The sequence below is a fragment of the Microbulbifer aggregans genome, from assembly GCF_020524005.1.
Classification (GTDB): domain Bacteria; phylum Pseudomonadota; class Gammaproteobacteria; order Pseudomonadales; family Cellvibrionaceae; genus Microbulbifer; species Microbulbifer aggregans_A.
The window spans coordinates 502683-527476 of sequence record NZ_JAIVKK010000001.1 but is presented as its reverse complement, the minus strand read 5'-3'; the positions used below and the strand labels follow the sequence as shown (position 1 = coordinate 527476).

The window sequence follows — 24794 nt, the reverse complement described above, 5'->3', positions numbered from 1 at the left end:
TTGTTTTCGGGTGTTCCTTTTATGGAACGGTTCCTATATAAAGCGTTCCATATATCGAACGAGCAAATGAACGTACGTAAGGAACACCCTTGGACAAACTGTCTCTCGATACCCTGGGGCGGCATCTCCAGAGCTTGCGTCTGGCGCGCGGCCTGTCGCTTTCCCAGCTTGCCGCTGCTGCCGGCATTGCCAAGTCCAACCTGTCGCGGCTGGAGGCGGGCAATGGCAACCCGACTCTGGATACCATTTGGCGTATCGCGGTCCAGTTGGAGGTGCCATTTAGCCAGTTGGTAGAACCGGTCAGTGCACCTGTAGAAGAAGAGGGGATACAGGTACGGTTGATCGACCGGGGTGGCGACACCCCTCAGGTCGATGTGTATTGGATGTCTTGTGCGCCGCACATATTGCGCGTCGCTGAGACGCATACACCGGGGGCGCAGGAGTCTGTGATGGTGATCAGCGGAGAACTGGAGGCAGGGCTTGAGGGCGAGACCCGATTACTCGGCCCGGGGGAAAGTCATACCTTCCCTGCAGACCAGCCTCACCTGTATCGCACGGGGGAAACCTGGGCCACCTTGCTGGTAACAATCGTCTACGCGGCACAGGGAGATGTTTTGTGAGTCAGCAGGCCAGTGTTCCAAATAGCCGCCCCTGGCTGCTGGGCGTACGCGAATCCATCCCCTTATTGGGTGGCTATATTCCGGTCGCCATCTCTTTCGGCCTGATTGCCGTTCAGTCCGGTTTCACCGCCTGGGAAGCGGTGGCCATCTCGGTACTGATTTACGCTGGCGCTTCCCAGTTCCTGTTTGTGGCCATGGTTGCTGCGGGCGCACCGCTTTGGTTTGTGGTCGTGATGACGCTTCTGATCAATGCGCGGCATGTGGTCTATGGACCCAACCTGGTGCCCTGGCTGACTACCAGCCGCTGGTGGCCGTGGTTGATGCATGGGCTCACGGACCAAATCTTCGCATTGGCCCATACCCGCCTGCCTCAGCTTCCCCCTGAGGATCGACTTGGCTGGTTTTTCGGAGGCAGCCTGTTGGCCTGGTTCAGCTGGATTGGTGGCACAGCGCTTGGCGCCGTCGCGGGTAAAGAGCTGACACAACAGTGGCCATTACTCGGCGAGGTGATGCCGTTTGCCTTGCCTGCGCTGTTTCTGGTGCTGTTGGCGCCGCGCTTTAGTTCCTGGGTATGGTCGATGGCGTTGGGTAGTACGGTTGTTGTCGCACTGCTGTTCACACTGAATGGTATGAGCAATGCAGCGATTCCTGTGGCCGCGATTGCGGGTGCTATCGTGTTTTTCGGCATGAATGCGCTGAAGTAGTGGGGATATGTAATGGATAGCGGAATCTGGGTTGCGTTGATCGTGACCGCCGTGGGGACTTTCCTGATGCGCTCGCTGCCAATGGTGTGGATGCAGCGACACCTGGTTCGGCGCAAGGCGAAAAACACCATGGACGCCATGCCCATCTGGCTTGGGGTGCTCGGGCCACTTATGATCGCCGCGATGTTCGGGGTATCGCTGGTGCCTGCGAAAGCCAGCCTTGCCTCCTGGACTGCCACTGCACTTGGCGTGCTGGTAACCCTGATTGTTGCCCGGCGTACGGGATCGCTGGGGTGGCCGATCGTTGCGGGTGTTGCAACCTATGGGGGTGTGATACTCCTGGCGAATACCGCATTTTGAATTTTGGCTGAAATAGAAAAATGAAATTGATGATTGTGGGCGCCACCGGATTGGTGGGCCGCCATGTACTCGACCTGGCGCTGGCGCACGAAGGGGTGGATCAGGTAGTCGCACCGGTAAGAAGGCCGCTTTCCGCGCATGCGAAACTTGTCTCGCCAGAATTGGACTTTGAGCAATTACCGGAAGACGCCGACTGGTGGCAGGTGGATGCCGTTATCTGTGCGCTGGGCACCACCATGCGTACCGCAGGATCCCGAGAGGCCTTTGCAAGGGTGGATCACGATTATCCGCTGGCTATTGCACAACTGGCGCGTCACCATGGGGCCAAAACGTACGTACTGAATTCTGCGCTTGGTGCAGATCCCAATTCCCGCTTTTTCTACAATCGCACCAAGGGTGCATTGGAGCGGGATCTGCAAATGATCGGGTTTGAATCACTGACGTTTGTGCGTCCGGGGCTGATCGGCGGGCAGCGCGATGAATTTCGTTTCGGTGAGCGTATGGCGATTTTTTGTCTAAGTTTTATCGGGCCGTTACTGCCTCGACGCTGGCGAATCAACCCCGCCGAAAATATTGCTCGTGCACTTTTGGGCGCGGTACTTACCCGCGAGCCGGGTGTTCACACTGTGGAATCAGAAAAAATGGCTTGAACGCTTCAACGGGGAAAGCCGCTAAAGCGCTCGCTCTATTACCTTTATTCCGTCGGTAATCCGCTCACTGGGGTGCAGCACAATAGTTTCGCCAGGCGTGATGCCAGAAAGTATTTCCGCAGTACGACCGTTGTTGTGGCCCACCTCCACCTCGGTGCGCACCGCGCGGTCGCCCACCACTTTGAATACAGCCCATTTTTTTTGGTGACGAAACAGGGCACCGGTCGGTACCTGTACCACATCGTCCGCGCGCCAGATTTCTATGGCAGCGTCAACCCGATAGCCGTGGCCGAGGCGTGACCATTTTTCCCTTGGATCAGCTAAGTCGACAATGACATTGACCCGCTGCTCTTCAATGCCCAGTGCCGAGATCTTGGTAAAACCAAAAGGCTCTACCAGCCGTACGCGCCCATGCAGCGGGTTGTCGCCTCCCCAACTGGTGATAGCGACCGGTGCTCCTTGCTGCACCCTGACGGCATCGCGGGACAGCAGGTCGATGACAATTTCCAGTTGTCCCGGGTTGCCGATCTCCAGTAGTGGAGTGCCCACGGGGACCACCCGCTCGCTTTCCTGCAACAGCTGTAGAACTCGTCCACCAACCGGTGCGGTGACGTTGACCAGATTGCCGTCGTCCAATTTTGGCTTGCCCCGATGCGGCGCGATCAGGGCCGCGCGGGCATTGTCCAGCTCGCTCTCGCTGACATTTTCAGCGGCCCTTGCGGTATCCAGTGCGGCTTCGGCGCTGTCCAGGGCGAGTTCGGTGCGTTCCAGTTCCACTTTGGAGATATGGCCTTTTGCTGCCAGCTTGCGCGCACGTTTTGCATCGGACTGGGCAAATGCCAGCTGGGCTTCTGCATCGCGGCGTTCCGCCTTCGACAATTTCAGTGCCGCCTCGGCGCTGCGAATTGCTGCCTCGGCCTGATTGCGGCTGCGTTCGTCAAGAAACTGCGGATGGGTGGGGAGCAGCTCGGCGAGTATCGTGGAGCCGGCTTCGACGGGATCGCCCACTTCACTCTGGATACGCAACAGATAACCGGTAACCGGCGCCGAGACCACAAATACATCGTGTACACGGGTGTAGCCTTCGTCGGCGACGGCCACTTGCATGGGACCGCGGCTGACCTGCGTCATATCCACGGGAACCGGTTTGGGCATAAATGCGTAGGCGAGAAAACCCAGCACGCTTGCGAGTAATACGATTCCGACAATGCGTTTGAAAAATTTCCGCCCCATATCACTCCCGCGTTTTGAGTACGGCGATCAGGTCCAACTGCTGGATGCGCCGGTGCACCAGTAGGCCTGACGCGGCAGCGGAGAGCAATACCACCAGTGCCGCGTAACCGTAGGTGGAGGGACTGATAATAAGCGGAATCCGGAACAATTCGGTATTAAATGACTGCACCAGTGTCCAAGCCAGCAAATAGCCGAGCAGGGCGCCCAGCGGAAGGGCGAGTAAAGTCAGCAGGGCGAGCTCACCGAGCAGTATGTAAGACACTTCGCCACGGGTCAGCCCCAGTACCCGCAGGCTCGCCAGTTCGCGGCCCCGTTCAGAAAGCGATATACGAGCGCTGTTGTACACCACCCCCAGCGCGATCAGGCCTGCAAATAGGGTATTGAAAAACACAAATGTACCGAGACTTTCTTGAAGCGTGTCATAAAAGGCATCCTGGGCCTGTTCCTGGAGGCTCACACCCGCCACCACAGGGGTATTTTTCAGCGCCTGGTAAAATTCGTCGGTGCGATCCGGATCCACCAGGAGGTAAGTACCGGAAATAGCGATATCGTCTTTCAACATCCGGTTCATCACTTCCAGATCCATATACGCTGCAGTGCCCATATACGTTTTTACAATTCCGCTAACTTCTACATCCAGTTCCGGGCGACGCCCGGTACGCACTTCCAACCGCAGGAGTTCGCCTTCGCGAATATCCAGTAATTCAGCGAGTTTGTCCGACAGCACGATACCGTAGCCGGGTAGCGGCACGGGGCGCAGTTCGGTATCCACTACGCGGCTCAGTTCCGCATTGGGCTGCAAGCCGATGATCGCTTCACGACGGCTGTTGGTGCCGTTGCGCAGCACCACCGGTATGGCCCGGAAGGGTTCTGCGTGCATGGCACCCGGTGCGTGCAGTACATCCTGGATGGCACGTACATTGCGCGGTTCAACAAAATTGACAGTCACATCCTGTCGGTCGATCACGTTGAAACTGACGTCCACCATATACATCATCGCGTCCAGCGAAAAGCTCGAGCCGATCAGCAGCCCCATAGACATAGCAATGCCGATGGTGGTCATCGCTGCGCGCCGAGGCCAACGGTAGAGGTGGCGTAAAATCATGCGCGATGGCTGATCGATCAGCCGTGTCATACGCTCCAGCCAGCGCGCGGAGCGGCTGTAGTCCGGCGGTGGTGGCGGCACCATGGCTACCGCGGGGTCCAGTCTCAGGACTCGGAGCACAGCGCCAAAAGTACCCACTGCTGCTACCACCAGACTGAACCCTATGCCCACAAGATAGACTTCCGGCGGCGCGCGAAACAGCAGAAACGGAAACTTGAAGTAATCCATGTACATGCGCGCGAGCCCGTGGCCCAGCCAGAGCCCGAGCACGATTCCAATAACAACCCCAAGCAGCGTGATCACTCCGATCATTTTCAGGTAGTGTTGTGCCACCGCGCCATTGCTATAACCGAATGCCTTTAACAGGCCGATCTGTTCGCGCTCGGTATCCACCAGCCGGCCAATCACCACATTGAGCAGAAACGCTGCCACCAGCAGGAAAATGGGGGGCAGTAACCGCCCCATGGTTTCCAGTTGCTGGATTTCATTGGTGAGGAACTGGTCCGAGATCTGCTGATCGCGCCCGTAGGCACTGGTGGCACCGTACCGTTTCAGCAGCAGATCCAGTTGTTCCAGCAGGGCGTCGGTATTTTCACCGGGGGAGGCCAGCAGCACCGCCTCGTTAAATGCACCGTCCAGGTCGAACGCATTGGCCAGCGCATCCAGGTTCATCCACAGCACCCCGAAGCGCTTTTTATCCGGAACAATTTCACCAGGGGAAATGGCGTAGACATATTCCGGCGACAGGACCAGGCCGGTAATGGTGAGCTTTTTCTTGGTGCCGTTAAGGATTGCGTACAGGTGGTTGCCAGGTTCCAGCTGGTGGGCTTCGGCAAAGGCTTCCAGTGCCAGCACTTCATCTTCGCGCAACGGATCCGGGTAGCGGCCTTGGCGCAAGACGAAGTCGTTGATATGCGGGCCGCGAATCGCGGGCAATGACTGGATTTCGCCAGTGATGGGGGCGGCAGCGCCCTCGACATCGAGGATAACGCCGGCGCGGATACGAGTTTCCGCGCGGCGCACCCCGGGGAGCTCGGTAATCTGCTCCAGCAGCGCATCCGGGGCGCGCTTTACCGGCGCCCAGATATCCGCAAAGCGATAGCGCTCGTAATAGGCGGCCCGGGTATCGGCGAGGGACGCCAGCATGCCTTTGGACATCAGGTACATGCCGACTCCGCAGCCGATTACCACCGCAATGGCCAGTGCCTGCCCCTTGATGGCCCAGAGGTCGCGCAGCAGCTTGCGGTCGAGGGGGGCGAGGAATTCGAGCACGGGCGGATTACCAGGTCAGTTCCGCGGGCGCACAGGGATGGGCGTTTTGCTCGATATTCTGTATTTGCCCGTCCGCCATGCTGAGAATTCGGTCCGCCATATTGGCGATGGCGGCGTTGTGGGTGATGACCATGGTGGTGGTGCCGAGTTCGCGGTTTACCCGCGCGATGGCTTCCAGCACTACGATGCCCGTCTTACTGTCCAGCGCGCCGGTGGGTTCATCGCAGAGCAGCACCCGTGGCTGTTTGGCAATGGCGCGGGCAATGGCCACGCGCTGTTGCTCGCCGCCGGACAGTTGTGCGGGAAAGTGATCCATGCGCTTCCCGAGTCCCACCAGCTCAAGTGCGTGTTCCGGCGTCATCGGGTTGTGTGCGATTTCGGTCACCAGGGCGACGTTTTCCCGCGCCGTCAGGCTGGGGATCAGGTTGTAGAACTGGAACACGAAGCCGACATACTCGCGGCGGAATTGTGTCAGGTGGCGATCGTCAAATGCGGTGAGTTCATCTTTATCGAAAAACACCCGGCCTTCAGTTGGGGAATCAAGTCCACCGAGAATATTGAGCAGGGTGGATTTACCGCTACCGGAAGGACCCAGTAATACCACCATTTCCCCGTGCGGTACCGCCAGATCCACGCCACGCAGTGCATATACGGTGGATTCGCCACTGCCGTAGGTTTTGGTCAGGCCCTCGGCGCGTATGGCTGCCTGGCTGGTGGTCGGTTGATTTTCATTATTCATGGCGGACACCACATCCTTTGGCTTTCCAGCTGGCGCGAATTACGTCGTCAATTCTGGAAAATCGGCTACAGCGTTGCTGACTGCTTCTATTCTAGAAGGAAACTTATGACATGAAACCATGAAATAAAAAAGCATGCTGACCACCGACGAGGGCACCGTTGAGAGTGTACCCATTGGCACCATCTCGGAAGTGCACGGACCGGTGGTTGTCATACGCTGCGAAACATTACCGCCACTGCACCAGGCGCTGCGTGCGTCCATTGATCACGAAAGTTACCTGTTTGAAGTCCACCAGCACCTGGACCAGCACCACGCCCGGGCAATCACATTGCACCGTACCGCCGGATTGCGTCGCGGCTTGCCAGTGTTTGATACCGGTGCGCCGCTGCATGTGCCCGCCACGCCGGAATGCCTAGGCCGCTTGCTGAATATTTTCGGTGAGCCCCTGGATGGCGGCGCACCGCTTGAGGCTCAGGAGTTTCGCAATATCCATGCGCCTCCGGCGGCGCTGTGGGATGCAGTGGGTACCGGGGATATTCTGCAAACCGGAATCAAGGTGATCGACCTGCTGTGTCCCTTCGTGCGGGGCGGTAAAACCGGGCTGTTTGGTGGTGCCGGCGTGGGCAAGACGGTGCTGGTGATGGAATTCATGCATGCAGTGGCTTCATTACACAGCGGGGTATCGGTATTCGCCGGTGTCGGCGAGCGCATTCGCGAGGGCCATGAACTCTGGCACGAGATGCGCGAGGCCGGGGTCATGGAGCAGACGCTGATGTGCTTCGGGCAGATGGATGAATCTCCGGGGGTACGTTTTCGGGTGGGGCTTTCCGCACTGACTTATGCGGAATACCTGCGGGACTCGCTCCATAAAGAAGTGTTGTTCGTGATGGACAATATTTTCCGCTTTGTGCAGGCGGGTAGCGAAATCTCCAGCCTGCTCGGGCGTATGCCAGCAACGGTTGGCTATCAGCCCACCCTGATCAGCGAAGTGGCGGAGATGCAGGAGCGTATTCTCTCCACCCCACAGGGTGCAGTGACTTCGGTACAGGCAGTCTACGTGCCCGCAGATGATATGACCGATCCGGCGGTAGACGCGATCCTGGGGCACCTGGATTCCTCGGTAGTGCTGTCCCGGGCGCAGGCCGGTAAGGGCATTTATCCGGCGGTGGAACCCCTGCAATCCGCCAGCCGCCTGATGGATCGTCACACATTGGGTGACCGTCACTACACGGTGGCGGAAGGGGTACGGGAATACCTGGCGCGCTATCACGAACTGGAAGACATCATTGCCATGCTCGGTATCGGCGAGCTCTCTGCCGCTGACCGGCTTGTGGTGATGCGCGCGCGCAAGCTTCAGCGCTACCTCACGCAGCCCTTTATGGTTACGGCCTCCCACACAGGTATTGCCGGGGTTTCCGTGCCGCTCGAACACACTCTGGATGACTGTGAGGCATTCCTGCGCGGGGATTACGACGGGTTGGAAGAGGAAGACTGCTATATGCGCGGGACTATGAACTCGTAAAACAATGAGTAGTAAAAGAATGAAGTAGTGAAGGCCAGCAAATGAACCGTTTTTCCCTCGAGCTGTTGTCAGCAACAGAACAGCAGCGCTTTGACGGCGTGACCAGCTTTGTGGGCGAGGATAATTCCGGCAGCTTTGGCATTCTCGCCGGCCATACCCGCACCATCGCTCCACTGCTGTTTGGCCTCGCGCGCTTTCGCTGCGGTAGCACGCCATGGCAGTACCTGGCACTACCGGGAGGGCTGCTTTATTTTCTCGACAACCGCTTGCAGATTTTCACGCGCCGCTTCCTGATCGACGCCGACTACGAGCGGATCTCCACGCTTCTGCAACAGCAATTGTTGGCCGAAGAGCAGCGTCTGGTGGAAACCAAGGAAAGCCTCGCGCGCATGGAGGAATCCATGCTGCGGCGGTTGTGGGAGCTGAGTAGGGAATAGGGGAATAGGGGTATCGAGATGGTGAACAATCGTGATCAACAACAGCGCAATCAACAACTGAGCGATCGCGTGGAACGCCAGGCAAAGCGGATGAAAAAAGCCGAGCGCGAACGGGAAACGCTTTTAGCCCAGACCATCTATATCGGCACCCTCGGGCTGGTGTTCATATTGCCGGTAGTGGGCGGTGCCTATCTCGGCCGCTGGCTGGATGGATTCGTGGAGGGTTACTCCACCCGCTGGACCCTGAGCCTGATTTTTCTCGGCGTAGTGGTGGGTGCCGTGAATGTCTATCTGCTGATAAGGGAATAGGGTATGAACAGCGATCAGCTGTCGTTTCCGGTGCTGTTCCAGATCGGGCCGCTGCAGGTAACGACGACGGTCGTCACGACCTGGGTCATCATGGCGTTGCTCGCGCTGGTGGCCTGGCTGGTGACGCGACGCCTGCAATTGCGTCCCGGACGGGCACAAACCGTGGCGGAAGGCATTGTCACTACCATCGAGGAAGCGATCCGGGCAGTGGCACCAAACCATGTATCGCAGTTGCTGCCGTACATCGCCACGCTGTGGATTTTTCTGGTGGTGGCCAATCTGTGTGGCCTGATCCCCGGCGTGCATTCGCCCACCCGGGATCTTTCGGCAACTGCCGCACTGGCGATACTGGTATTTCTGTCAGTGCACTGGTTCGGGATTCGCGACCAGGGCCTGAAAGCCTATTTACGGCACTACCTCGTGCCAACGCCAGTGTTGCTGCCGTTCCATATCCTCAGCGAAATCACCCGGACCCTGGCGCTGGCAGTGCGCCTGTTCGGCAACATCATGAGCCTGGAAATGGCTGCTTTGCTGATCCTGCTGGTCGCAGGTTTTCTTGCGCCGGTTCCTATACTGATGCTGCATGTAATCGAGGCGCTGGTTCAGGCCTATATTTTTGGCATGCTGGCGCTGATCTATATCGCCAGTGGACTGCAATCACAACAAATAAGGCAGGAAGCCCGCAATGAATGAACTGTCCTGGTTTTCAACCCTCTCGACGGTCGCGGCGATGATTGGCATGGGCATCGGTGTGCTGGGGCCCGCCCTTGCGATGGGGCGCGCCATCAGCAGTGCGCTGGAGGCCATTGCGCGGCAGCCAGAAGCGGAGAAATCCATCCTGCGCACCCTGTTTATCGGTCTCGCCATGATTGAATCACTGGCGATCTACGTGCTGGTGATTGGGCTGATTATACTGTTCCGCAATCCGTTGCTGGAATATGTGCTCAAAACCAAATCCTGACGGGGCACAATCGTGGAGCTTAGCTGGTCGACCTTCCTGCTGGAAATCTTCAACTTCCTCGTTCTGGTATGGATTCTGAAGCATTTTCTCTACCGTCCGGTGCAGTCGGTGATTGCGCGGCGCCAGCAGGAAATTGATGCGCGGCTGGCCGAGGCTCGCGAAAAAGAGGAGCAAGCGGAGCAGTTACAGAAAGACTACGAGGGCCGGTTGGTGGAGTGGCGCACCGAGCGGCAGCAATCCCACGAAGCACTGGAAAATGAATTGCGTGGCGAAAGGGCGCGGCGGGAAAAATTACTGGTGGATGAGCTGGAACAGCAGCGGAAGAAATCCGCCACGGTCGACGCCCGGCGACAAGGGGAGCAGCGTCGGCAGATGGAATTGCAAGCGATGGAGCAGGGCAGTCGCTTCGCCGCGAAACTGCTGGAGCAGGGTGCAGGCCCCGAGACCGAAACCCGGCTGGTGAAGCTCTTCCTCACAAGCCTCGCGGAAATGCCGGAAGCGCAGCGGATACAGCTGCGCCAGCAGTTAGGGGATAGCGCGGAGGAACCCAGGGTGCAGGTAGCAAGCGCCCATACGCTGAATGCGGACACGCGCACTGCCATTGAGGCGGCTCTGAAGGCTTGCCTAGGGCGCGCGGTGGCGTGCGAATTTGTGGAGCAGCCGGAACTGATCGCCGGTATCCGGGTTTCCATTGGCGCTTGGGAAATGGGCATCAATGTGCGCGACGAGCTACAGGGCTTCGCGCATCTTGCGCCGGAGCCGGTTGGCGGTGAGTCATGAATGGCGACTCGATTCAGCAACGGAACGACTGGCTCGACAAATACCACCCAAAACTACGCATAGCCGAGCAGGGCTGGGTGGTATCCATTGGCGATGGCATTGTCTGGGTGGCAGGGTTGCCGACGGTGGCTATCGACGACGTGCTTGAATTCAGTGATGGCAGCCGCGCCCAGGTATTCGATCTTAATGCAACGCTCGTAGGTGGAGTGCTGTTACAGGCAACAGATAGTTTGACCGCGGGTACCCGAGCGTGGCGCCGGACCCAGCCATTGGGAATTCCGGTGGGTGATGAAGTGCTCGGGCGTATTCTCGATCCGCTCGGCGGTCCACTGGATGGCGGCGCGATGCCGGAATGTGCCGGCTGGCGATCGCTGGAGAGCCGCGCACCGGCCATCGCCGAACGGGATTTTGTGCAGCGGCCGCTGTACACCGGGAGCAAGGTGTTGGACACCATGATCCCGATTGGCTGCGGCCAACGGCAATTGCTGATCGGTGACGAGGGCTTGGGGCGCAGTGCCCTGGCACTGGATGCGGTCACCAATCAAAAGGGCAAGAATATTCGCTGCGTTTACGTGCTGGTCGGGCAGAAGCGCTCCACGGTTATCGGTACCATCGAGCTGTTGCGCAATGCCGGCGCACTGGAATACACCACGGTGATAGTCGCGGAGGCCAGTGCCTTGCCTGGGTTACTGCACCTTGCGCCATTTGCCGGCTGTACCGTCGCGGAGCACTGGATGCACCAGGGTTGGAATACGCTGGTGGTCTACGACGATCTGTCTACCCACGCCAAAACCTACCGCGAACTTTCACTGCTGTTGCGACGTCCACCGGGCCGGGAAGCCTACCCCGGTGATATCTTTTCCGTACACGCCCGCTTGCTGGAGCGTGCCACCTGCCTGAATGCCGCCAATGGTGGCGGCAGCATGACTGCACTGCCCATTGTGGAAACCAAACTGGGTGAAATTGCGGCTTACATCCCCACCAATCTGATTTCCATTACCGATGGCCAGGTGTACCTGGACCGGGACCTGTTCAGCGGTGGTTTCCGCCCCGCGATCGACATCGGTAAATCGGTGTCACGTATTGGCGGCCGCGCCCAGCACCCAGCGGTAAAGCAGGAAGCGGGGCGCATGAAGCTGGATTATCTGCAGTTTCTGGAACTGGAAATGTTTACCCGCTTTGGCGCCAAGCTGGAGGCCGGGATGGAAAAGGTGATTCGCCGCGGCCGCGTGCTGCGGGAAATCTTCAAGCAGGATCGCCTGTCACCGCTGCCCATCGAATTTCAACTGGCGTGGATGGTGGCCTTCAACGATGGCCTTCTGGATGACCGCGAACCTCGCGCGTTGCCGGACTTACTGTCGCAACTGGAAAAACAGGTAGCGGCCTCTGGCCTGACCCTGGACGATGCTCGGGAACGATGGGCGGCGTTGGCACAGGACTGGGCCGGTGAACTTGCCACTGATAAAGCGCGCGAAACCCCATGAGCCGGCGGCATGAACTCCTGCATCACCAGAGCCAGCTATCGGAGGCACGCCAGATCATCGGCGCCATGCAGTCACTGGCGTTTATTGAGGTCCGCCGCCTGCGTAAAGTACTGGAGATCCAGCAAGGCGTGGTGGCGGGCCTGTACCGCGCGGCCCAGGATTTACTCGGGTTTCATGGTGAACTGCTGCCGGAGCCACAGCCGGAAAGTCCGCTCTATCTGGTGCTCGGATCCGAACGCGGATTTTGTGGTGATTTCAATGAGCCGCTTCTACTGACGTTACAGCAGCAACTGGCCGCAGCCGGCGGTGAAAATGCCGGCGTGGTGGCCTGCGGCCGCAAGCTGAGCGGACATCTGGAATCACACCCGCAATTGAAGGCGACTTTTGAGGGCGCCACAGTACTGGATGAGGTGGACGGCACCATGATCCGGCTCGCCAATGGACTGGCCAAACTGTTGCAGGGCGATACGCCGCTGATCGTGATTTATCACGGCGGCCCGGAAGATGAGGTTATTGCACGTCCACTGTTACCACCATTTGCCGAACTGCGCGACCAGCCAGCTGCGTTTGCCTATCCGCCTCAACTGAATGTCACTCCGGCGAAACTGATGCAGGAACTGGCGGATCAGTACCTGTTTGCCGCCCTCCACGAAATTCTCTATGTCTCCCTGATGGCGGAAAATCGCCGCCGGATGCAGCACCTCGAAGGCGCAGTGCGCCACCTGGACAAGCGCCTGAGGGATCTGAAAACCCGGGAAAACCAGGTGCGGCAGGAAGAAATCATAGAGGAAATCGAGGTGATATTGCTCAATGCGGAAAGTGGCACCTCTTCAGCGTTCAGCGATAGTTAATTTATTTCGGAGTACCCGGTTATATGAGCAACCCGGGAAACAACAGCATGACCATGCCAAGCAACAACATCACCAGCCCGCTGATCAACTTGAGCCAGCGCCCGGTGCCTTCTGATAATTTGCGGCTGCCGAGGGCCATTACCGCAATGGTAACCATCAGTGCGTCGTCGGCAATGTAGGCAAGGATGTAGAGGCCGAGATAGCCGTAGTAGACCGGGGCACTCAACGCTTGCTGGGACAGTACGGCGGTGTAAATCGCGGGCAGCCCTGCGGTACACAGCAACTCAATAAAATTTACCAGCACCGCCAGTGTTGCCACGCCCAGCAGGGAAGTGAGGAGTTTGTTGCTACGCAGCACATTGCGCACCCGCGCGTAGAGCCCGGGCTTGGCGGACTCCGGTATCGCCAGGGTATAGCCGTGACGGCTGTTGAAGAAGTCCCGCAGGTTCACCAGGCCGATGCCAATGGCGATCGCCGCCAGTGCCCACCGCAGCCAGTTTGAAAATCCCAGCACCAGAAACAGGTTGAGCCAGGCAGCCATAAACGCGTAATACACCACACCGCTCACCAGCACAAAGGTCCCGGCGATCAACGCCATCCGGCGACGGTCTTGCAGCCTTACCAGAAGCGACAGCAGGAACAACAACACCCACATGGCACAGGGGTTGAAACCGTCGAGCAACCCCAGCGCGATGGTAAAGAGGGGGAGGCCGAGCCGGTCGACACGCAGGTCGCCGAACCCGGCCTCTTCAGTCTTTCCCGGCGGTGCGGTGCCTCCGTCCAGCAGTCTTTCGAGGTGTGGTCCCGTCACTTGCGGGCTGATAAAGCCCACGTGCACCTGGCCATTTACGACGAAGGTGGGTACACCCGCAGGGGATTGACCGGCCTGGCGTGAGTAACGCTCGAGCTCCTCCGCTGCCCTCGGGTCTTTGTCGACGGCTCGATATACGATACGCAGATTTGGTTTGTGTCGTGCCAGCTTGCGCAAATATTTTTTCGCATCGGCGCAGTGGGGGCAGCCGTCACGCACATAGACAAGGAGTACCTGTGGGGAGGAAGTCTGGGGCCTTTCCGCGGCCGCATCCGCAATAACTGTAAAAAGCAGGAGCGCAAGGGCGAGACGGATAAGGCTGGCCACGAAAAGCGGGCGCGCTATTTGCGTGGGTGAACGGCGGATCTTTGCGGGTGTTTGAAACATCATGGGCAGTGATTCGGGCTGGTTTCGGGACACCTATCCAGGTATTCGCAAGAGCGAGGGCCAGTTACTTTGCTGCGGCATTGCCGTTCGAATGTTTCACTAAATAATCCACGGCGCCGTCGACGCTTTGTAATTCCCTATAGTCGTGTTCGGGTATTTCCAACTGGCATTGCTGCCCCAGCGCGATGGCGAAGTGCAGGAAATCCATGGAGTCGAAATCGTACTGGTCGCGAATTGGCGTTGCGGTATCCAATTGTGCAGGCTCGATATCCGGCGCCACCTGTAGCAGCTTCTCCAGCACCAGGGCTTTGATTTCGTCGGCACTCATATTGGGGGTCATAGAGATTCCGGCTCCTGTAGCAGGCGATTGATCTCTGCCAGGAAGAGACCGCCACGGTGGCCATCACTGACGCGATGGTCGGCGGCAAGGCTGGCATTGATGACCCGCCGCACCGCGGGTTTACCTGCTACCGGTATAACGCGATCCACCAGGGAACCAAAACCCACGATGGCGATCTGCGGTGGATAGATGATGGGGAAAACGGTTTCCACGCCCTGTTCTCCGAGGCTGGTAACGGTGATGGTGCCGTCCTGTAATTCCGAAGCGCGCAGATGGCCACTGCGGGCGCGATCTACCAGATCGAAAAAATCCGGCATCAACTGATCCAGGCTTTTTTTAGTCACATTATGCAAGGCTGGAACCACAAGTCCGCCGGTGCGCAGTGAAATGGCGACACCGATATGTACGTCCGTATCGAGCTGCACTTGGCCATCCGCAAAATAGCCATTCATTTCCGGGATTTTTTTCACGGCCATTGCCACGGCTTTGAGCAGCAGGGCGGCGTAAACCATACGTTCGGGTAATGGACGCTGCGTATTGCGCGCTTCCAGCCAGTCCAGGGCCGGAGTCATATCAATGGTGGTGGAAAGGTAGTAGTGGGGAATTTCCCGCTTTGAGCGGGCCATGGCGGCGGCGATGACCTGGCGCATACCGGCCCTGGATAGTTCCGGCTGGGTGGCAGGTTTGGTGACCGGTGCCGCAGGGCCGGCGCCGGCGAGGACGTCGTCCAGGGTTACCGCGCCATCGGGCCCGGTACCGCTCAGGGTATCCGGGTCGATACCAAGTTCGCGGGCCCGCTTGCGTGCGGCCGGGGAAATGCGCTTGCGTAAGGGTGCTTCAGCAGAGGTTGATTCCGGTTCGGGCGTGCGTTCCGGTTGGCTTGCGCGTTCTTTGTTGAATGGATGCGTTGCGGGTTCTGGGGTTAGCCGTTTGACTTCACTCTCGTGCTCTGTGCGATAGAGTGCCAGCACTGCGCCCACCGGTACTTTCTCATCCGGTTGCACCATAATCTGCTCGATGGTGCCACCCTCGAAAATCTCGATATCAATAATGCCCTTGTTGGTCTCCACGGCGGCAACGATATCGCCGTTTTTTACCGTATCGCCCGGTTTTACAAACCACTCTCGCAGGGTGGCGTCGTCCATGTCGGCGCCGAGTGAGGGCAGGCGGAATTCAGACATGTTGCCCCAGCACCTCGCGCGCCTTGCTGACAATGGTGGCTACCTGTGGCAGTGCCGCCTGTTCCAGGTGGCTGGGGTAGGGGATGGGAACTTCCGCCGTGCACACCCGGGCCAGTGGTGCATCGAGATCGTAGAAGGCCTGCTCGCTGATGCGCATACCGATTTCTGCCGCGAGGCTGCCGCTGTGCCAGCCTTCGTCAATCATGATTGCACGGCGGGTCTTGCGCACCGAGGTGAGTATGGTTGCGTCGTCCAGAGGACGCAGCGAGCGCAGGTCGATCACTTCCGCTTCAATTCCTGATTTGGCGAGTTCGTCTGCGGCTTCAAGCGCTTTGACCAGGTTGCCACCGTAACAGATCAGGCTGATGTGATTGCCGGTACGTCGCACTGCCGCACGGCGGATTTCGGTGACAGATACGTCATCAGGCAGTTCGCCTTCGCGGTTGTACAGGGCGTTGTGCTCGAAAATGATGACCGGGTCGGGATCTTCCAGCGCTACCCGCAACATGCCGCGCATGTCTTCCAGGGTGGCAGGCGCGATTACTCGCAGCCCCGGCACATGCGCATACCAGCATTCGAGACTGTGGGAATGCTGCGCGGCCAGCTGCCGGCCGGCCCCGGTAGTCATGCGCAGCACCACCGGCACACTGAACTGGCCGCCAGACATATGCCGCAGGGTGGCTGCGGTATTTACGATCTGGTCCAGGCACAGCAGGCTGAAATTGACTGTCATAACCTCGACAATCGGTCGCATGCCGCCCAGTGCCGCACCAATCCCGGCGCCCACAAACGCCGATTCAGACAGCGGGGTATCGCGGATGCGCTCTTCGCCGAACTCGTCCAGCAGCCCCTTGCTGACTGCGTAACAGCCGCCGTAACGGCCCACGTCCTCGCCCATCAGGAAGACCCGCTCGTCCTGCTGCAGGGCTTCGCGCATTGCGGCGCGCATCGCTTCGCGGTAGGTCATGTTCATGAAAAAATCCGCTGTTGATGCTCAGGGTGGTGGCGTCTGGATTCCGGCCTGCGCCGGAATGACGGAATTTTCCGATTCGGTGTAGACATACTTCATCAGGTCTTCCACCGGTTCCCAGTGCCCGGCCTCTGCAAAGGCGACGGCTGCCTGTATTTCCGCAGCTGCGGTCTGCTCGATTGCGGCTATATCTTCGTCGGTAATTACCTGCTGGGCCTTCAGACGCGCACGAAGTGTGGTGATGGGGCAAAGCTGTTTCCACTGCTCGACCTCCGTTTTTTCGCGGTAGAGCTCCGGGTCGAACATGGAGTGGGCACGAAAGCGGTAAGTGCGCATTTCCAGAAACGCGGGCACCTGTTCTGTGCGGATTTTTTTCAGCGCGAGGCGCGCGGCGGTATTCACCGACATCACGTCCATGCCGTCTACCGCAGTGGAGTGGATACCGTAACTCTCGGCCTTGCGGTGAATATCCGTGACCGACTCCGAGCGCGCGAGCGCAGTCCCCATCGCATACAGATTGTTTTCACACACGAACAACACCGGTAACTGCCAGAGTGCAGCGAGGTTAAGGGATTCGTGGAATTCGCCTTCGGCCACGGCACCTTCACCGAAAAAGCACACCGTGACCCGAGGCTGTTTCTGCATTTTGTCCGCGAGCGCCAGACCGATGGCAAGGGGCAGGCCGCCGGAGACGATGGCGTTGCCACCGCAGAAGCGGGTATTGGCATCGAACAGATGCATGGAGCCGCCGCGCCCGCCGGAACAGCCTTCCTGCTTGCCATACATTTCTGCCAGGATGGCGTTCATGGAAATACCGCGCATCAATGCATGGCCGTGTTCGCGGTAGGTGGCCACCACTGCGTCCTCGGCTTCAAGTTCCGGTATCACACCGGCCGCTACCGCTTCCTCGCCGATATACAGGTGCAGGAAGCCACGGATTTTTTCCTCGCCGTACAGTTCCGCGCACTTTTCTTCCATACGACGAATACGCAGCATATCCAGTAACCATTGCAGTCCCTGCTCGCGACTTACCTGGGAGGGCTTGTCGTTCACTCGTTACCCTCCAGCGTTGAGGTGTCGCCCTCGGGCAGGCCGAGTTCGCGCGCTTTCAACAGGCGGCGCATGATCTTGCCGGAGCGGGTACGCGGCAGTGTGGGTTCAATCTGGATTTGCCGGGGCGCCACAGCGGGCCCGAGCCGCTTGCGCGCGAGCGCCATGATTTCCTGTTGCAGTGCTTCCCCGGCTTCGAACCCGGGCTTCAGGGAAACGAAGCCTTTGACGATTTCGCCGGCCATCGGATCGGGCACGCCGATCACGGCGGCTTCCGCCACGGCCGGGTGTTCCATGAGTGTGCTTTCGACTTCAAAGGGCCCGATTAAATGGCCGGAGGATTTGATCACATCGTCGGCGCGGCCGACGAACCAGAAATAGCCGTCTTCGTCGCGTCGCGCCAGGTCGCCGGTCAGATACCACTCGCCGTGGAAGCACTTCTGGTAGCGCTCTTCCTCGTAGAGGTAGGTGCGGAACATGGAGGGCCAACCGCGTTTCAGTGCGAGTTCGCCCTCCTGGTCCGGATCGTCGATTACCTGAAGCGTGCCGTCCTTATCGAGACGCACCACCGCGGCCTCGATCCCGGGCAGCGGCCGACCCATGGAGCCGGGCCTTATCGGTTGGCTGAGGAAATTGGCGATCATGATGCCGCCGGTTTCGGTCTGCCACCAGTTGTCGTGGAACGGTAGCCCGAAAGCTTCCTCGCCCCACATTACCGCCTCCGGGTTGAGCGGTTCACCGACGCTGGCCATAAACCGCAGGGATGGCAATTCATATTGTTTGGCCAGTTCCGAGCCCACTTTCATCATCATGCGCACCGCTGTAGGTGCGGTATACCAGACGCTGACTTTGTGATCCCGGAGGATGCTGTACCAGCGCTCGGGGTCAAATTCCTGCTGGTCAACGATCATGGTGGCACCGATGACCAGGGGCGCGATGATGCCGTAGCTGGTGCCCGTTACCCAACCGGGGTCGGCAGTGCACCAGAACACATCCTGTGGGTGGAGGTCGAGCGCGAGGCGAGCACTGGCGTGATGGGCGAGCACCGCTTCGTGTACGTGCAGGGCGCCTTTGGGTTTTCCAGTGGTACCACTGGTGAAATGCAAAAGTGCAGGATCTTCGGGGTCGGTATTTTCGATGGAAAATTCTTCGCTCGCATGGTTCAGTAATTGCTGGAAATCCTGCGTATCCGCAGGCAGGTTGCCCTCCGCTTGTTCTCTTATCAGTAGTACATGACGCAGCTGAGGCAGGTTTTCACGCAGCGCAGCCACCTTCCGGCGGTAGAGCGCTTCACTCGTGACCAACACCGTAGCCTCGCCGATTGAGAGACGTGCGCGCAGCGGCTCCGGACCGAAGGCAGAAAATAGCGGGCAGAATACGCTGCCATTTTTCAGCGTGCCAAGCGCCGTTATATAGAGCGACGGAATACGCTCGCAGAGCGCAAAGACGCGATCGCCTTTCTGCACGCCCAGTTCCCGTAGCACATTCGCGAAGCGGTTGGTGAGCAGGCTCAGATCGCCATAGGTGAAATCTGTAACTTCGCCGCTCTTATCCAGCCAGCGCAGTGCCGTGTGTTCGCGACGATCGCCGGCGGCGTGACGGTCCACTGCCTCGTGAGCGATGTTCAGGCCACCAGCTGGCAATCCGTCGAGCAGCGTCATTTCGTGCTCCCAGGAGAAATGATCCCGGGCGGCATCGTAATCCAGCAGGTTGGGAATCAGCTCCCAATCCTCGCTGTTTTTGCGGATTATCTGTCGAGACATAAGCAGTTTTCTGGCATTGCTTTTTTCGCGCATAGCCATTCGGCAGCTACCGGCAAAAGCTTCACAAAGTCGGTGACATAATAATTTTCAGCTACTGTTAGCTACTGACTAAAAAAATAAACGCCCATATTGCTGCTTCCAATGACCATGCAACTCGATGCCACAAAAACCGCCATGACTGAAATTGACGCAAAGAGCCGCGACTCCCAGCGCCAGTGGTACAGCCTGCCTGCGCACCAAGTGGCGCAAAGCCTCAGCAGTAGCAGCGCCGGATTGTCAAAAGCGGAAGCAGAACGACGTCTCACCATATATGGCACCAACGCACTGCCGCTGCCACGACTGCCGGGATTTCCGCGTTTGTTCCTGCGCCAGTTCATCAGTCCGTTGATCTACGTGCTGCTGGCGGCGATGGTGGTTTCGCTGAGTGTGGGAAAACTCGCCGACGCGTCTTTTATCGGTCTGATTCTGCTTATCAATGCATTGATCGGCGCGTTACAGGAAAACCATGCCCACCGCAGCGCGCAGGCGTTACGGCAGCTGATGGTGAATCGTGCGCGGGTGATCCGTGATGGCGAGACGTGTGAAATTGCTGCAGAAGACCTGGTGCCGGGAGACCTGGTGCTATTGAGCTCCGGTGACCGCGTGCCCGCGGATCTGCGATTACAGGAAGCGACGGGACTGGAGATCGACGAATCCGTCCTTACCGGCGAATCCCTGCCGGTGTACAAGAACAGTGATGCGATATACGCCGTGGGCACCCCGGTCGCTGAAAGGACCAACATGTGTTTCGCCGGTAGCCTGGTTGCGGTGGGGCGTGCACGGGCACTGGTGACCGCAACCGGTCAGCAAACGGAAATGGGCAAACTTAGCCTGACCATGGAAGCCGCGCAGGCCGTCAAACCGCCGCTGTTTCAGCGTATCGAGCGGTTCAGTAAAAAGCTCACCATCGCATTGTTAATCGCGGTGGCAGTGCTGGCCGCGGTTGAACTTGCCCGGGATACGCCGCCACTGGTGATCTTTATGACGGCGGTCGCGCTTGCCGTATCCGCGATCCCGGAGGGGTTGCCCATGGCATTGACGCTGGTGTTGTCCATAGGCACCCGCCGAATGGTCAAGCGCAACGTCATTATCCGCAAGCTGGTGGCCGTGGAGAGTCTCGGTTCCTGTACCGTGATTGCTACGGACAAGACCGGTACGCTCACGGAAAACCGCCTGACGGTACGGGATATCGCTTTTTTTGACGGCAGTGGTGTTACCGTGGATGGCGGCATATTACCAACAACACAGAGCTCCCCCACAGCCGCCCACCCACTGGTGTCCCGCCTCGCGCGCGTTGCGGCACTGTGCAATGAAGCTGAGCTGCACCCTCTGGAAAATGGCCAGTGGCACAGCAGTGGGGATACGGTGGACCAGGCGCTATTGGTAATGGCACACAAGACCGGACACGTACGCTCCCACATTCTCGACCAGTGGCCACTGAATGGACAAATCCACTATGAGCCAGCACTGGGTTTCGCCGCGACCTTGCATGGCTCTGATGCCGGTGTGCGCCTGGTATGTGTCAAGGGTGCACTGGAAAAGCTGCTGCCAATGTGCGACCGCATGGCAACTGACACTGGCGATGTGCCACTTGATCGTGAGCGGGCACTGGCAACTATGGGTCGCCTGGCCGAGAAAGGCGCCCGGGTGCTGGCTTTCGCCGATGGGCAGTTTGACAACGTCAATGCATTTACGGCGGACCACCTGGGCGGGCTCTGCCTGGTCGGGCTGGTTGGCATGATCGATCCGCTGCGACCCGAAGCGGCGGAAGCCGTGGCTGAATGCCGCGCGGCGGGGATCCACGTGTGTATGCTTACCGGCGACCATCCGCGTACGGCTCTCAGTATCGCGCGAGAACTGGGCTTGGCCGACACTGATGAAACAGTGGTGACCGGAGCCGAACTGGCACAGGCAGAGGCAAGCGGGCCACCGGCTCTGGATGCCATGACCGTGAATACTCGCGTATATGCCCGTGTGTCGCCGGAGCAGAAACTCACCATTGTGCAGTCGCTGCAACGTCAGGGGGAATTTGTCGCGGTAACCGGTGACGGCGTCAACGATGCACCAGCACTGAGCCGTGCCCATGTGGGTGTGGCCATGGGCGAGCAGGGCACGGAAGTCGCCAAGGAATCGGCGGATATGCTGCTCACCGATGACAACTTTGCTTCCATAGTCGCTGGTGTCAAAGAAGGGCGCATTGCCTACCAGAATATTCGCAAGGTCATTTTCTTCCTCATCTCTACCGGTGCGGCGGAAGTCGTGCTGTTTGTATTGACCACCAGTTTTGGCTTGCCACTGCCACTTACAGCGGTGCAATTACTGTGGCTCAACCTGGTGACCAATAGCGTGCAGAGTATCGGCCTGGCGCTGGAGCCGGGGGAGGGCGACGAGATGCGCAGGCCACCGCGTCCACCCAAAGAGTCGCTGTTTGATCCACTGATGTTACGGCGGGTACTCGTTTCCGGGCTTGTGATGGGCGGGCTGGCTTTTGCTTCGTTTTACTGGTTGTTGGAACAGGGCTGGTCGGTGGAAAGCGCACGCAACAGTGTTTTGTTACTGATGGTATTGTTCGAAAACGTGCAGGTGTTCAATAGCCGCTCGGAAAAACGCTCGATATTCCGTCAGCCGTTCTTTTCTAATCCTGTTTTACTGGTGGGTACGCTGGCCGCCCAGGGAATTCACATCCTGTGTCTGTATTCGCCGCTGATGCAGGAAGTTTTGGGCGTTTCACCGGTGAGCGCGGCGCAGTGGGTAACACTCTTTTCCATCGCGCTGCTGCAGCTGGTTGCGATGGAAGTATTGCTGATTCTTGGCAAGCCAAAAGTTTGAAGCCATGGAAAAGCTTGATTCGCTAGTGGCCTGCAGGGTTTACGCCTCCGGCGTACCGGTATCCTTTACCCCGCGCGCCAGTTCTTCCCGCGCGACGGTTGCCAGGTGTTCATAGCGACGCAAAAAGTCCTGCAGGCTCTCATCGTCCAGTTCTTCCAGATCTAGCAAGGCATTGTGCGCGCCTTTGGTGGCCCGTATCAGTTCGTCCAGTTTGAGCTGGATGGCCTCGGTATCACGGTTCTGGGTGTTCTGGATCAGGAAAACCATCAGGAAGGTCACTGTGGTAGTGATGGTGTTGATGATCAGCTGCCAGGTGTTGCTGAAGCCAAATATCGGGCCGGTGATTGCCCACAGTAAAATGGTGGCGACTGCGAGCGCGAATATTCTCGGCCTGCCGCAAAAATGTGCGGCAGACTTTGCAAGCTTCGAGTACCAGGTAGTTGGGCGCATGGCTTTTCCCTGTTTCTAAATTTCGATCTTTGTCCCAAGTTCAATAACCCGATCCGCAGGAATCCGAAAATATTCCACTGCACTACTTGCGTTGCGCGCCATCGCCGAGAAAATCCGTTCCCGCCAATAGGCCATGCCTCCGGCCACACTTTTGAGTGGTTTGATGTTTTCCCGGCCGAGGAAAAATGACGCCTGGTTCGGATCAACCCGGAGTCCGTGCTCCTCGTCCAGACCACGCAATGCCTGAGCAATGTCCGGGCTCTGCATAAAACCGTAAGACAGTTTGACGAGAAAACAGCCGTGGCCGAGCTGACAGAAGTAGTATCGTTGGTCAAGACCCACCCTCGGTTGCTCGAGCACCTCTACGGTAAGAAACAGTACGCGTTCGTGTAGCACCTTGTTGTGTTTGAGATTATGCATTAGTGCGTGAGGCGTCGATTCTGGCTTGGAGGTCATGAAGATCGCAGTACCCGATACCCGTATTGGCGGATGCTGGAACAGCTGTTTGAGGAAGTCGTCGAGCTTTGACTCTTCCAACAGAAGCCGCTTATTGAGGAGCTTCCTGCCGTCGCGCCAGGTGACCATCAACAGCATCGCGATAGCGGCGATTACCAAAGGGAACCAACCTCCGTGACCGATTTTCATCAGGCTCGATGAAAAGAAGGCCAGATCGATACAGCTGAAGAACAGTGCGCCCGCCACGCACAATAGCAATGGATAATGCCAGCGGAAGCGGTACACAAACGACGCGATAAACGTATCCATCAGCATGGCACCACTGACGGAAACACCGTAGGCCGCCGCCAGGTTCGTAGAAGAGCCGAAGCCGATGACTGCGGCCAGGACCATCGCCAGTAGCAGCCAGTTGATGGCCGGCATATAGATCTGCCCGGCCTGTTCCGGCGACGTATGTCGCACGGCCATTCTAGGCAAGTAGCCCAGCTGTATGGCCTGTTTCGCCAGGGAAAAAACACCAGAAATGCACGCTTGTGATGCAATGACCGTGGCTGCGGTGGCCAGGACCACCATGGGGTAGAGCGCCCAGGCAGGAAACATACGGTAAAACGGGTTATCGACTGCGCCGGGCTCCGACATCAGCAGGGCACCTTGCCCCAGGTAATTCAGCGTAAGCGCAGGGAATACCAGTCCCAGCCAGGCGAGTCTTATAGGCCCGCGGCCAAAATGGCCCATATCCGCATACAGCGCCTCAGCACCGGTAAACACCAGCAGCACCGCCCCGAGCACAATAAACGAAGCCATACCGTGCCCGGTAACGAAGGTCAGTGCGTGGAGTGGATTCAGTGCCGCGAGAATGGCCGGGTTACCGACTACCGAATGAAGGCCGGAGATCAGGAGCGTGAGGAACCAGACCGCAGTAATCGGGCCAAACAGCGCACCAACAGTGGCGGTCCCAAAGCGCTGGACAAAGAACAGCATCAAAAGCACGCAGACCGCGGTTGGCAGTACGAATGCCTCGAGGTTTGCCACCCCGACTTCAAGTCCCTCGATGGCAGACAGCACGGAAATCGCTGGCGTCAGGACGGCGTCGCCGAAGAACAGGGCGGTACCACACAATCCCGCTGAGGCAATAAGCCAGCGCACACGCTTGCGCCCTCGGGTGGCGGAAAGGGCGAGTGCCGTGAGCGCCATAATGCCACCCTCACCGCCATTGTCGGCACGCAGGATCAGGATCACATACTTGATGGTGACCAGGATCATCAGCGCCCAGAAGATCGTCGAGATACCGCCGAGCAGGTTGGCATGGTTCAGTGTAATTCCGTGCTCCTGGTGAAACACAAGCTTGACCGCATAAAGCGGGCTGGTGCCGATATCTCCGAACACGATACCGAGTGCCGAAAGAGTCAGTGCCGCTTTGGTTTTTGCTGGCTGAGCTGCATTTTCATTCATGGTGAGGGGGCTTTGTCGTTTACTCGACAAGCTGGCACT

Annotated in this window: 24 protein-coding genes; 13 read left to right on the top strand and 11 right to left on the bottom strand. The window is 58.5% G+C overall.

Features of this window, described 5'->3' with window-relative positions; translation table 11 throughout:
* Positions 1-89 precede the first annotated feature (89 nt).
* The 4 genes from LC093_RS02265 to LC093_RS02250 are packed head-to-tail and all read left to right on the top strand — an operon-like array spanning position 90 to position 2334.
* The gene (locus LC093_RS02265) at positions 90-620 is read left to right on the top strand and encodes a helix-turn-helix domain-containing protein (RefSeq protein WP_226661566.1); all 531 of its coding nucleotides are present in this window, start codon (positions 90-92) and stop codon (positions 618-620) included.
* Positions 617-1324, top strand: a complete 708-nt coding sequence (locus tag LC093_RS02260; protein WP_226661564.1) for an AzlC family ABC transporter permease — start codon at positions 617-619, stop codon at positions 1322-1324. The genes LC093_RS02265 and LC093_RS02260 overlap by 4 nt, the downstream gene beginning before the upstream one ends.
* 12 nt (positions 1325-1336) lie before the next feature.
* Positions 1337-1684 carry an AzlD domain-containing protein gene (locus LC093_RS02255; protein ID WP_226661562.1) on the top strand — a complete coding sequence of 116 codons (348 nt, stop codon included), beginning with the start codon at positions 1337-1339 and terminating at the stop codon, positions 1682-1684.
* 20 nt (positions 1685-1704) lie between these two features.
* Positions 1705-2334 carry an NAD(P)H-binding protein gene (locus LC093_RS02250; protein ID WP_226661560.1) on the top strand — a complete coding sequence of 210 codons (630 nt, stop codon included), beginning with the start codon at positions 1705-1707 and terminating at the stop codon, positions 2332-2334.
* Positions 2335-2355: 21 nt separating this feature from the next.
* On the opposite strand, the gene LC093_RS02245 is transcribed toward LC093_RS02250, so the two are convergent.
* From LC093_RS02245 to LC093_RS02235, 3 genes are read right to left on the bottom strand one after another with little or no spacing between them, the layout of a single operon-like run.
* Complete coding sequence (locus LC093_RS02245) at positions 2356-3567, bottom strand: efflux RND transporter periplasmic adaptor subunit (RefSeq protein WP_226661558.1); 1212 nt, start codon at positions 3565-3567, stop codon at positions 2356-2358.
* Between the two features lies 1 nt (position 3568).
* Positions 3569-5944 (bottom strand): ABC transporter permease, encoded by a 2376-nt coding sequence (locus tag LC093_RS02240; protein WP_226661556.1) that lies wholly within the window; start codon positions 5942-5944, stop codon positions 3569-3571.
* A 7-nt stretch (positions 5945-5951) separates the two neighbouring features.
* On the bottom strand, positions 5952-6683 hold the full coding sequence (locus LC093_RS02235) for an ABC transporter ATP-binding protein (RefSeq protein ID WP_226661554.1): 732 nt from the start codon (positions 6681-6683) through the stop codon (positions 5952-5954).
* Positions 6684-6816: 133 nt separating this feature from the next.
* Between LC093_RS02235 and atpD the strand changes: the two genes are divergently transcribed.
* The 8 genes from atpD to LC093_RS02195 are packed head-to-tail and all read left to right on the top strand — an operon-like array spanning position 6817 to position 13027.
* Entirely contained in the window at positions 6817-8205 is a 1389-nt protein-coding gene (atpD, locus tag LC093_RS02230; protein ID WP_226661553.1) for a F0F1 ATP synthase subunit beta, read from the top strand.
* Between the two features lie 41 nt (positions 8206-8246).
* Entirely contained in the window at positions 8247-8642 is a 396-nt protein-coding gene (locus LC093_RS02225) for a F0F1 ATP synthase subunit epsilon (protein WP_226661550.1), read from the top strand.
* Between the two features lie 18 nt (positions 8643-8660).
* On the top strand, positions 8661-8951 hold the full coding sequence (locus LC093_RS02220) for an AtpZ/AtpI family protein (RefSeq protein ID WP_226661549.1): 291 nt from the start codon (positions 8661-8663) through the stop codon (positions 8949-8951).
* Positions 8952-8954: 3 nt separating this feature from the next.
* Entirely contained in the window at positions 8955-9644 is a 690-nt protein-coding gene (locus LC093_RS02215; protein ID WP_226661547.1) for a F0F1 ATP synthase subunit A, read from the top strand.
* The gene (atpE, locus tag LC093_RS02210; protein ID WP_226661545.1) at positions 9637-9912 is read left to right on the top strand and encodes an ATP synthase F0 subunit C; all 276 of its coding nucleotides are present in this window, start codon (positions 9637-9639) and stop codon (positions 9910-9912) included. Before LC093_RS02215 ends, atpE begins: the two co-directional genes overlap by 8 nt.
* 12 nt (positions 9913-9924) lie before the next feature.
* Positions 9925-10692, top strand: a complete 768-nt coding sequence (locus tag LC093_RS02205; RefSeq protein WP_226661543.1) for a F0F1 ATP synthase subunit delta — start codon at positions 9925-9927, stop codon at positions 10690-10692.
* Positions 10689-12176 (top strand): F0F1 ATP synthase subunit alpha, encoded by a 1488-nt coding sequence (locus tag LC093_RS02200; protein ID WP_226661541.1) that lies wholly within the window; start codon positions 10689-10691, stop codon positions 12174-12176. Before LC093_RS02205 ends, LC093_RS02200 begins: the two co-directional genes overlap by 4 nt.
* Positions 12173-13027: a FoF1 ATP synthase subunit gamma gene (locus LC093_RS02195; RefSeq protein ID WP_226661540.1), complete on the top strand. Its 855-nt coding sequence runs from the start codon at positions 12173-12175 to the stop codon at positions 13025-13027. The genes LC093_RS02200 and LC093_RS02195 overlap by 4 nt, the downstream gene beginning before the upstream one ends.
* 19 nt (positions 13028-13046) lie before the next feature.
* On the opposite strand, the gene LC093_RS02190 is transcribed toward LC093_RS02195, so the two are convergent.
* The 6 genes from LC093_RS02190 to acsA form a co-directional block, all read right to left on the bottom strand.
* The gene (locus LC093_RS02190; protein ID WP_226661538.1) at positions 13047-14228 is read right to left on the bottom strand and encodes a glutaredoxin domain-containing protein; all 1182 of its coding nucleotides are present in this window, start codon (positions 14226-14228) and stop codon (positions 13047-13049) included.
* A 61-nt stretch (positions 14229-14289) separates the two neighbouring features.
* A complete protein-coding gene (locus tag LC093_RS02185; RefSeq protein WP_226661536.1) occupies positions 14290-14565 on the bottom strand; it encodes an acyl carrier protein in 276 nt (91 codons plus the stop codon).
* Positions 14562-15746, bottom strand: coding sequence for a dihydrolipoamide acetyltransferase family protein (locus LC093_RS02180; RefSeq protein WP_226661534.1), 1185 nt, complete (start codon positions 15744-15746; stop codon positions 14562-14564). The genes LC093_RS02185 and LC093_RS02180 overlap by 4 nt, the downstream gene beginning before the upstream one ends.
* Entirely contained in the window at positions 15739-16719 is a 981-nt protein-coding gene (locus tag LC093_RS02175) for an alpha-ketoacid dehydrogenase subunit beta (protein ID WP_226661532.1), read from the bottom strand. Before LC093_RS02175 ends, LC093_RS02180 begins: the two co-directional genes overlap by 8 nt.
* 21 nt (positions 16720-16740) lie before the next feature.
* Entirely contained in the window at positions 16741-17769 is a 1029-nt protein-coding gene (gene pdhA / locus LC093_RS02170) for a pyruvate dehydrogenase (acetyl-transferring) E1 component subunit alpha (protein WP_226661531.1), read from the bottom strand.
* Positions 17766-19529 carry an acetate--CoA ligase gene (gene acsA / locus LC093_RS02165; protein ID WP_226661529.1) on the bottom strand — a complete coding sequence of 588 codons (1764 nt, stop codon included), beginning with the start codon at positions 19527-19529 and terminating at the stop codon, positions 17766-17768. Before acsA ends, pdhA begins: the two co-directional genes overlap by 4 nt.
* 141 nt (positions 19530-19670) lie before the next feature.
* Here acsA and LC093_RS02160 point away from each other — a divergent pair, with 141 nt between their 5' ends.
* Positions 19671-22397, top strand: coding sequence for a cation-translocating P-type ATPase (locus LC093_RS02160; RefSeq protein WP_226661528.1), 2727 nt, complete (start codon positions 19671-19673; stop codon positions 22395-22397).
* Positions 22398-22436: 39 nt separating this feature from the next.
* Here LC093_RS02160 and LC093_RS02155 read toward each other — a convergent pair whose 3' ends face one another.
* Positions 22437-22847: a low affinity iron permease family protein gene (locus tag LC093_RS02155; protein ID WP_226661526.1), complete on the bottom strand. Its 411-nt coding sequence runs from the start codon at positions 22845-22847 to the stop codon at positions 22437-22439.
* A gap of 15 nt (positions 22848-22862) precedes the next feature.
* Positions 22863-24785: a potassium transporter Kup gene (locus LC093_RS02150; protein ID WP_226661524.1), complete on the bottom strand. Its 1923-nt coding sequence runs from the start codon at positions 24783-24785 to the stop codon at positions 22863-22865.
* Between the last annotated feature and the right edge of the window lie 9 nt (positions 24786-24794).

What these genes read in the sequence shown, in the direction of transcription:
- LC093_RS02255 (WP_226661562.1), top strand. Translation starts at nt 1,337, where the DNA reads ATGGATAGCGGAATCTGGGTTGCGTTGATCGTGACCGCCGTGGGGACT.
- LC093_RS02250 (WP_226661560.1), top strand. Translation starts at nt 1,705, where the DNA reads ATGAAATTGATGATTGTGGGCGCCACCGGATTGGTGGGCCGCCATGTA.
- LC093_RS02245 (WP_226661558.1), bottom strand. Translation starts at nt 3,567, where the DNA reads ATGGGGCGGAAATTTTTCAAACGCATTGTCGGAATCGTATTACTCGCA.
- LC093_RS02235 (WP_226661554.1), bottom strand. Translation starts at nt 6,683, where the DNA reads ATGAATAATGAAAATCAACCGACCACCAGCCAGGCAGCCATACGCGCC.
- atpD (WP_226661553.1), top strand. Translation starts at nt 6,817, where the DNA reads ATGCTGACCACCGACGAGGGCACCGTTGAGAGTGTACCCATTGGCACC.
- LC093_RS02225 (WP_226661550.1), top strand. Translation starts at nt 8,247, where the DNA reads ATGAACCGTTTTTCCCTCGAGCTGTTGTCAGCAACAGAACAGCAGCGC.
- LC093_RS02220 (WP_226661549.1), top strand. Translation starts at nt 8,661, where the DNA reads ATGGTGAACAATCGTGATCAACAACAGCGCAATCAACAACTGAGCGAT.
- LC093_RS02215 (WP_226661547.1), top strand. Translation starts at nt 8,955, where the DNA reads ATGAACAGCGATCAGCTGTCGTTTCCGGTGCTGTTCCAGATCGGGCCG.
- atpE (WP_226661545.1), top strand. Translation starts at nt 9,637, where the DNA reads ATGAATGAACTGTCCTGGTTTTCAACCCTCTCGACGGTCGCGGCGATG.
- LC093_RS02200 (WP_226661541.1), top strand. Translation starts at nt 10,689, where the DNA reads ATGAATGGCGACTCGATTCAGCAACGGAACGACTGGCTCGACAAATAC.
- LC093_RS02195 (WP_226661540.1), top strand. Translation starts at nt 12,173, where the DNA reads ATGAGCCGGCGGCATGAACTCCTGCATCACCAGAGCCAGCTATCGGAG.
- LC093_RS02190 (WP_226661538.1), bottom strand. Translation starts at nt 14,228, where the DNA reads ATGATGTTTCAAACACCCGCAAAGATCCGCCGTTCACCCACGCAAATA.
- LC093_RS02185 (WP_226661536.1), bottom strand. Translation starts at nt 14,565, where the DNA reads ATGACCCCCAATATGAGTGCCGACGAAATCAAAGCCCTGGTGCTGGAG.
- LC093_RS02180 (WP_226661534.1), bottom strand. Translation starts at nt 15,746, where the DNA reads ATGTCTGAATTCCGCCTGCCCTCACTCGGCGCCGACATGGACGACGCC.
- LC093_RS02175 (WP_226661532.1), bottom strand. Translation starts at nt 16,719, where the DNA reads ATGAACATGACCTACCGCGAAGCGATGCGCGCCGCAATGCGCGAAGCC.
- acsA (WP_226661529.1), bottom strand. Translation starts at nt 19,529, where the DNA reads ATGTCTCGACAGATAATCCGCAAAAACAGCGAGGATTGGGAGCTGATT.
- LC093_RS02160 (WP_226661528.1), top strand. Translation starts at nt 19,671, where the DNA reads ATGACCATGCAACTCGATGCCACAAAAACCGCCATGACTGAAATTGAC.
- LC093_RS02155 (WP_226661526.1), bottom strand. Translation starts at nt 22,847, where the DNA reads ATGCGCCCAACTACCTGGTACTCGAAGCTTGCAAAGTCTGCCGCACAT.